General features: G+C 71.0%; 10 protein-coding genes. 1 reads left to right on the top strand and 9 read right to left on the bottom strand.

Annotated elements, in window-relative coordinates; translation table 11 throughout:
• Nucleotides 1–574, top strand: a 574-nt coding sequence (locus tag HUW36_RS15805; protein ID WP_174528872.1) for an MFS transporter, incomplete at its 5' end; no start/stop codon positions are given.
• Nucleotides 575–1,057: 483 nt separating this feature from the next.
• Here HUW36_RS15805 and HUW36_RS15800 read toward each other — a convergent pair.
• The 9 genes from HUW36_RS15800 to HUW36_RS15760 all read right to left on the bottom strand — a co-directional run.
• Nucleotides 1,058–2,098, bottom strand: a complete 1,041-nt coding sequence (locus HUW36_RS15800) for a polyprenyl synthetase family protein (RefSeq protein ID WP_174528871.1) — start codon at nucleotides 2,096–2,098, stop codon at nucleotides 1,058–1,060.
• Between the two features lie 88 nt (nucleotides 2,099–2,186).
• The gene (nuoN, locus tag HUW36_RS15795) at nucleotides 2,187–3,740 is read right to left on the bottom strand and encodes an NADH-quinone oxidoreductase subunit NuoN (RefSeq protein WP_174528870.1); all 1,554 of its coding nucleotides are present in this window, start codon (nucleotides 3,738–3,740) and stop codon (nucleotides 2,187–2,189) included.
• Nucleotides 3,737–5,269: an NADH-quinone oxidoreductase subunit M gene (locus HUW36_RS15790; RefSeq protein ID WP_099162913.1), complete on the bottom strand. Its 1,533-nt coding sequence runs from the start codon at nucleotides 5,267–5,269 to the stop codon at nucleotides 3,737–3,739. Before HUW36_RS15790 ends, nuoN begins: the two co-directional genes overlap by 4 nt.
• 64 nt (nucleotides 5,270–5,333) lie before the next feature.
• Entirely contained in the window at nucleotides 5,334–7,262 is a 1,929-nt protein-coding gene (gene nuoL, locus HUW36_RS15785) for an NADH-quinone oxidoreductase subunit L (protein WP_174528869.1), read from the bottom strand.
• A gap of 10 nt (nucleotides 7,263–7,272) precedes the next feature.
• Nucleotides 7,273–7,572 (bottom strand): NADH-quinone oxidoreductase subunit NuoK, encoded by a 300-nt coding sequence (nuoK, locus tag HUW36_RS15780; RefSeq protein ID WP_089154544.1) that lies wholly within the window; start codon nucleotides 7,570–7,572, stop codon nucleotides 7,273–7,275.
• The gene (locus HUW36_RS15775; protein WP_174528868.1) at nucleotides 7,569–8,339 is read right to left on the bottom strand and encodes an NADH-quinone oxidoreductase subunit J; all 771 of its coding nucleotides are present in this window, start codon (nucleotides 8,337–8,339) and stop codon (nucleotides 7,569–7,571) included. The genes nuoK and HUW36_RS15775 overlap by 4 nt, the downstream gene beginning before the upstream one ends.
• Nucleotides 8,336–8,977 carry an NADH-quinone oxidoreductase subunit NuoI gene (gene nuoI, locus HUW36_RS15770; protein ID WP_174528867.1) on the bottom strand — a complete coding sequence of 214 codons (642 nt, stop codon included), beginning with the start codon at nucleotides 8,975–8,977 and terminating at the stop codon, nucleotides 8,336–8,338. Before nuoI ends, HUW36_RS15775 begins: the two co-directional genes overlap by 4 nt.
• 1 nt (nucleotide 8,978) lies before the next feature.
• Nucleotides 8,979–10,334 (bottom strand): NADH-quinone oxidoreductase subunit NuoH, encoded by a 1,356-nt coding sequence (gene nuoH, locus HUW36_RS15765; protein WP_174528866.1) that lies wholly within the window; start codon nucleotides 10,332–10,334, stop codon nucleotides 8,979–8,981.
• Nucleotides 10,331–11,213 (bottom strand): molybdopterin dinucleotide binding domain-containing protein (locus HUW36_RS15760; protein WP_174528865.1); only part of this gene is annotated, 883 nt, incomplete at its 5' end. The genes HUW36_RS15760 and nuoH, both read right to left, overlap by 4 nt.

Genomic DNA, 11,213 nt, shown 5'->3' with positions numbered 1-11,213 from the left:
CGCGGGCCGCGGGGACGGCCGGGGACCGCTCGTGGTGGTGGGGCTGGCCGCAACGCTCGCGGCGGCCGCGGCGAACGCGCTGAGCACGTTCCTGGTCGACTCGTCGGCCGCGCGCGGGCTCTCCCCCGCGTTGGCCGGCCTGACCCTGACGCTGGGCAGCGCGGTGTGCGTGGTCGCCCGGGTCGGGGTGGGCTGGTTCGCCGACCGGCGGGCACGCGGCCACGTCGGGTTGATCGCCGGACTGCTGGTGGCCGGTGCCGTGGGCCTGGTGCTGTTGGCGGTGGCCGGCCCGGTGCCGCTGGTCGCCGGCGTGGTGCTCGGCTTCGGCCTCGGCTGGGCCTGGCCCGGGCTGATGAACTTCGCGGTGGTCCGTCTCCACCCGCGGGCCCCGGCCGCCGCCACCTCGATCACCCAGACCGGGGTGTACGCGGGCGGCAGCCTCGGCCCGCTCGGCCTCGGCGCGCTGGCCGGCGCCGCCGGCTACCCCGCGATGTGGCTGACCGCCGCCCTCGCCATGCTCCTGGCGGCCGCGCTCATGCTTCTCGGCGCGCACCGCCTGTCCCGCACCGCCTGACCTGTCCCCTTCGGGAGTCGGGCGTGTTCGGCAGGACCTGCCGGGGCCGCCCGGGGTGTCCCGCCACGACCTGCCGCGCCGGCCCGACATGTGACCGAGGCACGCTCGACGGCGTCACGCCCGCGGGCGAGCGTGGTGCGCGGCGGGCGTGGTGCGCGGGCGGGCGTGGCCGGAGCGGGTGTGGCCGGAGCGGGTGTGGCGCCGGAGCAAGAGCAGGTCGCCGCGACGCGGGCCGAGGTCGACCGGGCCCGGGGGCAGCAGCTCCTTGCGGCCGAGGCCGTCGCAAGAACGACGCCGTATTCGAGCGATATACCGCCTGGTCATAATTATGACTCAGCGGTATATCGCCCAAGCGCGATCTCTTCCCTTCCGGGGCTATGCTCCGTGACGACTGTGGAACCGGCGTGGATTCAGCTCGGTGTGCGCCGGGGACGGCTCGGGAGCGACGGATCGGGCCGGGCGCAGCGGGAACGACCGGAACGATCAGCTGGTGCGGTCGGCGATGTAGTCGCAGAGGGACTCCAGCGCGCGGCGGGCCGGGCCCTCGGGGAGCGGGGCCAGGCGGGCCCGGGCGTCCTCGGCGTAGCTGCGCACCGTCTCCCGCGCCCGCTTGAGCGCCGGGGACTCGCGCAGCAGGGTCAGCGCCTCGGCGTGCAGGGCGTCGTCGACAAGTGGGCCGGTGGCCAGGATCTCCCGCAGCCGCACGCTCGCCGCGTCCGAGTCGTCGGCCGCGAGCGCGTAGAGCACCGGCAGGGTGGGCACGCCCTCGCGCAGGTCCGTACCGGGCGTCTTGCCGGACTCCACCGAGTCGCTGGCGATGTCCAGCAGGTCGTCGGAGAGCTGGAACGCCACCCCGATGATCTCGCCGTATCCGGCCAGGGCCTCGATGTGCTCGGGGGACGCGCCGCCGAACATGCCGCCGAAGCGGGCCGAGGTGGCGATCAGCGAACCGGTCTTCTCGGCGATCACGTGCAGGTAGTGGGCGACCGGGTCGGTGTCCCGCGGCCCGACCGTCTCGGCGATCTGGCCGTGCACCAGCCGGGCGAACGTGCGCGCCTGCAACCGGACCGCCTCCGGGCCCAGGTCGGCGGCGATGTCCGCGGCCCGGGCGAAGAGGTAGTCGCCGACCAGGATGGCCACCGAGTTGGTCCAGCGGGAGTTGGCGCTCGGGGCGCCCCGCCGCACGGCCGCCTCGTCCATCACGTCGTCGTGGTAGAGCGTCGCGAGGTGAGTGAGTTCCATCACCACGGCGGCCGGGACGACCTGCTCGGCCTCCGGGTCGCCGAACTGGGCCCCCAACGCCACCAGCAGCGGGCGGAACCGCTTGCCGCCGGCCTGGAGCAGGTGCCGGGCCGCCTCGGTGACGAGCGGGTCCGCGCTGGCCACGCTGGCCCGCAGGTGCGCCTCGACCCGGTCGAGCACGCCCAGCACGGAGGCTTCGACGCGCGGATCGGCGAGGTGCAGGCCGAGCGCGCCGAACTGACCTGAACGCTCGCCAGCCGGGTTCACCACGTCTTCAACCATGCCACACCCGTTCGACCTGCTCGGCGAGGGGGATGGAGGCCGAGGGCCGGCACGCCACGGCGTACCGGCCCCCGGAGGATCCGTTCGGTCATCGGACGAATTCGGCGGCACCGGTGGTCAGATCGAGCAGCGGCCCGGGCACCACACCGAGGACCAGCGTGGCCAGCACGCCGATGACCAGGGCCGCGGAGGTGAGCGCGCCCGGCACGGCCACCGTCGGGGTCGACTCACCCGGCTCGGACAGCCACATCATCACCACGACCCGCAGGTACGGGAACGCCAGCACCATGCTGGTCAGCACGCCGGCGATCACCAGCCACGCCTGGTTCGCCTCCAGCGCCGGCCCGAACACCGCGAACTTGCTGGTGAAGCCGCTGGTGAGCGGGATACCGGCGAAGGCCAGCAGGATGAACGTGAAGACCGCCGCGAAGAACGGCGAGCGGCGACCCAGCCCGGCCCAACGGGACAGGTGGGTGGCCTCGCCGTCGGCGTCCCGCACCAGCGTCACCACCGCGAACGCGGCGAGCACCGAGAAGCCGTACGCGGCCAGGTAGAACATGGTGCCGGAGAGCCCCGACTTGGTCGGTGCCAGGACACCCACCAGCAGGTAACCGGCGTTCGCGATCGACGAGTACGCCAGCAGGCGCTTGATGTCCGTCTGGGTGACCGCGAGCACGGCGCCGACCAGCATGGTCAGCACCGCCACCACGCCGAGGACCGGGGTGAAGTCCCAGGAGGCGCCCGCGAACGCGACGTGGAAGACCCGCAGCAGCGCGCCGAACGCGGCGACCTTGGTGCAGGCGGCCATGAAGCCGGTCACCGGCGTCGGCGCGCCCTGGTAGACGTCGGGCGTCCAGACGTGGAACGGCGCGGCGGCGGCCTTGAACAGCAGACCGATGGCGAGCAGCGCCATACCGGCGAAGAGCAGCACCTGGCTGGACGAGGACTGGCCGACCGCCGCGTGCACGGTGGCGAAGTCGACGCCGGCGCCCCGGCCCGGGATCCCGGACGTGAAGCCGTAGATCAGGGCGACGCCGAACAGGAAGAACGCCGAGGCGTACGCGCCGAGCAGGAAGTACTTCATCGCCGCCTCCTGGCTCAGCAGCCGCCGGCGGCGGGCCAGCGCGCAGAGCAGGTAGAGCGGCAGCGAGAAGACCTCGAGCGAGATGAACATGGTCAGCAGGTCGTTCGCCGCCACGAAGATCAGCATGCCGCCGATCGCGAACGTCATCAGCGGGTAGACCTCGGTGGCGCCGCCCACCCCCTCGGCCTGCCTGCGGTCCTCGGGCGACTCGGCGGTGACCGCCGCGTGCGCCACGAAGGCGCCGCCCCGCTCGACCGCACGCTCACCGACGAGCAGCAGCGCCATGGCGGCCAGGACCAGGATGGCGCCCTGGAGGAAGAGCGTCGGCCCGTCCACCGCGATCGCCCCACCGGCGGTGATCAGCCGGTCGTCGGAGTTCAGGATCACCATGGCGATCGCGGCCAGCACCGCGAGCAGGGCGAGAGCGAGCTGCACCCCGTTGCGCAGGCGGCGCGGCACGAACGCCTCGACCAGGACGCCGACCAGGGCCGCGCCCAGCATGATCAGGATGGGAGCGAGCGCCGCGTAGTCGATCGACGGCAGCTTCAGTTCACTCACTTCGACGCCTCCTGGACACTGCCGACCTCAGGGGCGGGATCGGACTTGCCGACGTCCTGCATGGTCGCCTGGACGGCGGGGTTGATGACATCGGTGACCGGCTTCGGATAGAAGCCGAGCAGCACGATCAGCGCGATCAGCGGTGCCACCACGACCTTCTCGCGCAGCGTGAGGTCCCGGCGCATGCCCTCGACCTCCGTCAGTGCCGGGTTCAGCGTGCCCTGGGTGGTGCGCTGCACCATCCACAGCACGTACGCGGCGGCCAGGATGATGCCGAGCGTGGCGATCACCGCGACCGGCTTGTTGACGGTGAACGTGCCGATCAGCACCAGGAACTCGGAGACGAACGGCGCGGTGCCGGGCAGCGCCAGCGAGGCCAGACCGGCGAAGAAGAGCACGCCGGCCAGCACCGGCACCAGCTTGCCGGCGCCGCCGAAGTCGCTGATCAGCGCCGACCCGCGCCGGGCGATCAGCATGCCGACCACCAGGAAGAGCAGACCGGTGGCGAGGCCGTGGTTGAGCATGTAGAGCACCGCGCCGGTGCCGGCCTGGGTGGTGAAGGCGAAGATGCCCACGCCGATGAACCCGAAGTGCGCGATCGAGGTGTACGACACCAGCCGCTTCAGGTCGTTCTGCCCGACCGCCAGCAGCGCGGCGTAGATGATGCCGATCACGCCGAGCGCCAGCGCCCACGGCGCGAACCAGCGCGACGCCTCCGGGAACAGCGGCAGGCAGTAGCGCAGGATGCCGAACGTGCCGACCTTGTCCAGCACGCCGACCAGCAGGGCGGCCGCGCCGGCCGGGGCGGCGCCACCGGCGTCCGGCAGCCAGGTGTGGAACGGGAAGAACGGCGCCTTGATCGCGAACGCGATGAAGAAGCCGAGGAACAGCCAGCGGGCGGTGTTCGTGGCGAACTCGGCCTGGCTCAGCGCCTGCCAGTCGAAGGTCTTCCCGCCGACCACCCAGAGGCCGATCACCGCGGCCAGCATGAACAGGCCGCCGACCAGCGAGTAGAGGAAGAACTTGACCGCCGCGTACTGCCGCTGGTGGCCGCCGTAGCTACCGATCAGGAAGTACATCGGCACCAGCATGACCTCGAAGAACACGTAGAACAGGAAGACGTCGGCGGCGGCGAAGACGCCGATCATCGTGCACTCGAGGACAAGCAGCAGCGCGAAGTAGACCGGCACCGAGCGCTTGGACGACTCGGCGTCGTGCCAGGACGCCAGGATCACCAGCGGCACCAGGATCGCGATCAGCATCAGCATGACCAGCGCGATGCCGTCCACCTCGAAGGTGAACCGCACGCCCCAGTTCGGGATCCACGGGTACGACTCGCGGAACTGGAACCGGTCACCGCCGGCGGAGAAGGCGAACCACATCACCACCGAGAGCACCAGCACCAGCAGCGACCAGCCGAACGCCACCAGCTTGGCCAGGTCCGGCCGACTGCGCGGCAGCAACGCCACGACCAGGGCGCCGACCAGCGGCGCCACGGTCAGCACCGAGAGGAACGGGAAGTTGGACATTATTCGGCCTTACCTCCGTCGTGACTGCGTGGCCCGCCGGCGGGGGCGGCCGCGTTGCTGTCGATCACGCCAGCCACCCCGCCTGCACCGCCAGGAACGCCGCCACCACGAGCAGCGCGCCGGTCAGGATCGAGGTCGCGTACGACCGCACGAAGCCGGTCTGCAGCCGCCGGAGCCGGCCCGAGCCCCCGCCCACGGCGGCGGCCAGGCCGTTGACCAGCCCGTCGACGCCCCGGTTGTCGAGGAACACCAGCGCCCGGGTGAGGAAGATGCCCGGCTTCTCGAAGACCGCCTCGTTGAAGGCGTCCGTGTAGAGGTTCCGGCGGGCGGCGGTGACCACCACGCCGGCCGGCTGCGGCTCGGTGGCCGTGCCGTTGCGGAACAGGAACCAGGCCAGCCCGGCACCGAGCACGGTGATCAGGATCGAGAGGATGGTGATCACGGTGTGCGAGAGCACGCCGTGCGCCTCGCCGCCCGCCTCCTCGCCGAGCACCGGGGTCAGCCAGGACACCACACCGTCGTTCAGCGTCATCAGGCCACCGGCCACCACCGAGCCGGCGGCGAGCAGGATCAGCGGGATCGTCATGAGCTTCGGCGACTCGTGCGGGTGCTCGATGTCCTCGGTCCACCGCTTCGGGCCGTGGAACGTGAGCACGAAGAGCCGGGTCATGTAGAACGCGGTGAGCCCGGCGCCGAGGAGCGCCGCGCCGCCGAACAGCCAGGCGGTCCAGCCCTCCCGCTCGAACGCGGACGCGATGATCGGTTCCTTGGAGAAGTAGCCGGAGAGCGGTGGGATGCCGATGATGGCCAGCCAGCCCATCATGAACGTCAGCCAGGTGATCTTCATGTACTTCGACAGCCCGCCGAAGCGGCGGATGTCCACCTGGTCGTTCATGCCGTGCATGACCGAGCCGGCGCCGAGGAACATGTTGGCCTTGAAGAAGCCGTGCGCCAGCAGGTGGATGATCGCCAGCGCGTAGGCGCCGCCGCCGAGACCGACGCCGAGGAACATGTAGCCGATCTGGCTCACCGTGGACCAGGCCAGCACCCGCTTGATGTCGTCCTTCGCCGCGCCGATGACGCAGCCCATCAGCAGCGTGAGCGCGCCGACGCCGACCACCACGAGCTGGAGCGTCTCGTTGGCCGAGAAGATCGGGTTGGAGCGGGCGATCAGGTAGACGCCCGCGGTGACCATGGTGGCCGCGTGGATGAGCGCCGACACCGGGGTCGGGCCCTCCATCGCGTCCGGCAGCCACGCCTGGAGCGGGAACTGGCCGGACTTGCCGGCCGCGCCCAGGAGCAGCAGCAGGCCGAGCACGAGCACCGTGGTGGAGGTCAGCGAGCCGACCCCGTTGAACACCTCGTCGTACTGGGTGGTGCCGAGCATGGCGAACATGACGAAGATGCCGATGGCCAGGCCGGCGTCGCCGACCCGGTTCATCAGGAACGCCTTCTTGCCGGCGGTGGCCGCGCTGGGCCGGCCGTACCAGAAGGAGATCAGCAGGTACGACGCCAGGCCGACGCCCTCCCAGCCGAAGTAGAGCATCACGTAGTTGTTGCCGAGCACCAGCAGCAGCATCGCGGCGACGAACAGGTTGAAGTACCCGAAGAACCGGCGCCGGCCCTCGTCGTGCGCCATGTACTCCACGGCGTAGAGGTGGATCAGGAAGCCCACCCCGGTGATCAGCAGGACGAACACCGCGGCCAGCGGGTCGAAGAGCAGACCGAAGTCCACCTTCAGGTCGCCGACCGTGATGAACTGCCAGAGACTCTGCTCGACCTGCTTGTTCTCCAGGCCGCGAAGCTGGAAGAAGTAGGTCAGGCCGAGCACGAACGCGGCGCCGATGGCGGCCACGCCCAGCCAGTGGCCCCAGCGGTCCGCCCGCCTGCCGAGCAGCAGCAGGACCGCCGCGCTGACCAGCGGGATCGCCACCAGCAGCCAGACGCTGCCCAGCAGGCCATCCGCAGTAGCGAATTCCACAGTCTGTTCCACCGCAGACCCCTCAGTACTTCAGCAGGTTGGCGTCGTCGACGCTGGCCGAGCGCCGGGTCCGGAAGATCGCCATGATGATCGCGAGACCGACCACGACCTCGGCCGCGGCCACCACCATCACGAAGAACGCCATGATCTGGCCGTTCAGGTCGCCGTTGATCCGGCTGAACGTGACCAGGGTCAGGTTGGCCGCGTTGAGCATCAGCTCGACGCACATGAACAGCACGATGGCGTTGCGTCGGACCAGCACGCCGACGGCGCCGATGGTGAACAGCACCGCCGCGAGGATCAGGTAGTAGTCCGGGGTCATTTGTCGGTCCCCTTCAGTGCGGTCTCCTCGGCCGTCATGTCGCGCACCGGCATGATCTCCGGGATGCCGCGGTCGGTGAGCCGGCCGTCCGGCAGGCGGGCCGGCGTGGCCACCGAGGACGAGGTGGCGAAGACACCCGGGCCGGGCTTCGGGCCGGGGTAGTTGCCGGGCCGGAACCGCGCCTTCATGGTGGCGACCTGGTCCATCCGGTCCTCCTTGCGCCGCTCCACGTGCGCCAGCACCATCGCGCCCACCGCGGCCGTGATCAGCAGCGCCGAGGTCAACTCGAAGGCGAAGACGTACTTGGTGAAGAGCAGCCGGGCGATGCCCTGCACGTTGCCCTCGGCGTTCGCCTGGTCGAGGCCGGCCGCCCGCACGCCGTCGAGCGCGCGGTAGAGGCCGGTGCCGACCAGGCCGGCGAAGCCGAGCCCGAGCACCACCGCGGCGACCCGCTGGCCGCGCAGCGTCTCGATCAGCGAGTCGGACGCGTCCCGACCGACGAGCATCAGCACGAACAGGAAGAGCATCATGATCGCGCCGGTGTAGACGATGATCTGCACCATGCCGATGAACGGCCCCGCCTGGAGCACGTAGAACACGCCCAGGCAGAGCATGGTCAGCACCAGCCAGAGCGCGGAGTGCACCGCGTTGCGGGCCCACACCATGCCGAGCGCCCCGATCAGGGCCAGCGGAGCGAGGATCCAGAAGGTGACCTCCTCACCCCCGGTCACCTCGCCCGCCGCGGCGAGCACCGTCTGCGTGGTCATACCCCTGCTCCCTTGCCCGCCTCGGACCGCTGCGCGGCCTGCTCGGCGCCGGGGAAGGTCACGCCGGGGTGCTCCTCCACCTGGTACCGGCCCGGGCCCATCGGCGAGTGCTCGGCGCCGGCCGAGGTGCCCGGGTTGGTCAACGCGCCGACGTAGTAGTCCTTCTCGCTGTCGCCCAGCCGCATCGGGTGCGGCGGCTGCTCCATGCCTTCGAGCAGCGGCGCGAGCAGCTGCTCCTTGGTGAAGATCAGGTCCTGCCGGTTGTCCCGGGCCAGCTCGTACTCGTTGCTCATGGTGAGCGAACGGGTCGGGCAGGCCTCGATGCAGAGCCCGCAGAAGATGCACCGGGCATAGTTGATCTGGTAGGTGCTGGCGTACCGCTCACCCGGGGAGAAGCGCTGCTCCTCGGTGTTGTCGCCACCCTCCACGTAGATCGCGTCGGCCGGGCAGGCCCAGGCGCACAGCTCGCAGCCGATGCACTTCTCCAGCCCGTCCGGGTGCCGGTTGAGGATGTGCCGCCCGTGGTAGCGCGGCGCCGAGACCGGCGGCTTGAACGGGTAGTCGGTGGTGACGACCTTCTTGAACATGTGCGAGAAGGTGACCCCGAAGCCCTTGAACGTTCCGGTGATCGCGCCCACGTCACACCTCCCTGGAGTCCGAGCCGGCGACGACGTTGGCCGGCTCCCGCTCGGCGACCACACGCTTGGTGCGTGGGCTCGGTGGAACCTGAAGATCCATCGGGGGCAGCGGGAAGCTGCCGTACGGCCGGCTGTCCGCCTGCTCCTGGGGAGACGGCTTCGGCTGCTTCTTCTTGCTGGGCCAGAAGAGCGTGGCCAGCAGCAGCACGCCCGCGCCGATGCCGGTGGCGAGCAGCCGGTCGTTGGTCTGCCAGTCCTCGATCGAGCGCAGCCCGGCGAGCACCAGGATCCAGACCAGGTTGATCGGCAGCAGCACCTTCCAGCCGAACCGCATGAACTGGTCGTAGCGGAGCCGGGGCAGCGTGCCGCGCAGCCAGACGAACACGAACACCAGCAGGATCACCTTGCCGAAGAACCACAGCATCGGCCACCAACCCTCGTTGGCGCCCGACCAGAGCGTGATCGGCCAGGGTGCCCGCCAGCCGCCGAGGAACAGCGTCGTGGTGACCGCCGACATGGTCACCATCGCCACGTACTCGGAGAGCATGAAGAGCGCGAACTTCAGCGAGCTGTACTCCGTCATGAAACCCGCGACCAGCTCCGACTCCGCCTCGGGCAGGTCGAACGGCGCCCGGTTGGTCTCACCGACCATGGCGATGAAGAAGATGATGAAGCTGGGCAGCAGCAGGATCGCGTACCAGCCGGGGGCCGGCAGGTCGAACCCGCCGATGCTCAGCTGCGTGGCGTCGCCCTGCGCGGCGACGATCCCGCTCGTCGACATCGTGCCGGCGGTCATGAACACCGCCACGATGCTCAGCCCCATCGCGACCTCGTACGAGATCATCTGGGCGCTGGACCGGAGACCGCCGAGCAGCGGGTACGTCGAGCCGGAGGCCCACCCGCCGAGCACGATGCCGTAGACGCCCATCGAGGAGCAGGCCAGGATCACCAGCACCGCCACCGAAACGTCGGTGACCTGCAGCGGCGTCCAGTGGCCGAAGATGCTCACCTTCGGGCCGAACGGGATCACCGACAGCGCGGTGACCGCGGAGATCACCGAGATGGTCGGGGCGAAGAAGAAGACCACCTTGTCGGCGGCGCGCGGGAGGATGTCCTCCTTGAACGCCATCTTCAGGCCGTCCGCGAGCGTCTGGAGCAGGCCGAACGGGCCGACCTGGTTGGGGCCGGGCCGCACCGCCATCCGGCCCACGACCCGCCGCTCGAACCAGACGCCGAGCAGCGTGGCCAGCAGGCCGAAGGCGAACGCGAAGACGATCTTCCCGAGGACCAGCCACCACGGGTCCTTGCCGAAGTCGGCGAGCGTCGGGTCCTGCGCCGCGAGGATGACGGCGTTCACTGGGATACACCCCCGGTGTTGAGGAGCGGACCCGGGCGCGCGGCGGCGTCCGCGGCGACGGGCGCCGCGGTCACCTGCACGACGTGACCGGACGTCGCGCCGAGGCTGCGGCGTACGGTCGAGCCGGGTGAGTTGGTCGGCAGCCAGACGACGCCGTCCGGCATCTCGGTGATCGCCGCCGGCAGGGTGACCGCGCCGCGGTCGGTGCCGACCGTGACCGGATCCCCGTCGGCCACGCCGAGCGCCTCGGCGGTGCCCTTGCCCAGCCGGACCACCGGCGGGCGGGCGGTGCCGGCGAGGTGCTCGTCGCCGTCGGTGAGGCTGCCCAGGTCGACGAGCTGGTGCCAGGTGGCCAGCACGGCCTGGCCCGGTCCGGGCTGCGGCACGGTGGCCGGCTCGACCGAGGGCGCGGACGGCCGCCCGACCCGGGTCCGAGGCAGCGCGCCCAGCTCGCGGCGCACGCTCGGCACGTCGCCGGCGCCGAGCCGCACGTCGAGCTGCGCCGCGATGGCGTCGAGCACCCGACCGTCGGTCATCGCGCCGGTGTCCAGCACCTTCTCGAAGGTGCGCAGCCGGCCCTCCCAGTCGAGGAAGCTGCCGGCCTTCTCGACCACCGGGGCGACCGGGAAGACCACGTCCGCCCGCCGGGACACCGCGCTCATCCGCAGTTCCAGGCTGACCAGGAACGGCACCGCGTCCAGGGCCGTCTCGGCCAGGCGCGGGTCGGCCAGGTCGGCCGGGTCCATCCCGGCCACCACCAGGGCGCCGAGGCGGCCCTCGGCCGCCGCGCCCAGGATGCCGTCGGTGTCGCGACCGGCCTGGCTCGGGATGACCCCGGCCGGGATGTCCCACGCCTCGCCCAGCTCCGCGCGGGCGGCC

Source organism: Micromonospora maritima, assembly GCF_902825405.1.
GTDB lineage: Bacteria > Actinomycetota > Actinomycetes > Mycobacteriales > Micromonosporaceae > Micromonospora > Micromonospora maritima.
Note: the sequence above shows the minus strand (reverse complement) of the source record. Positions and strands in the feature narration are given on the sequence as shown.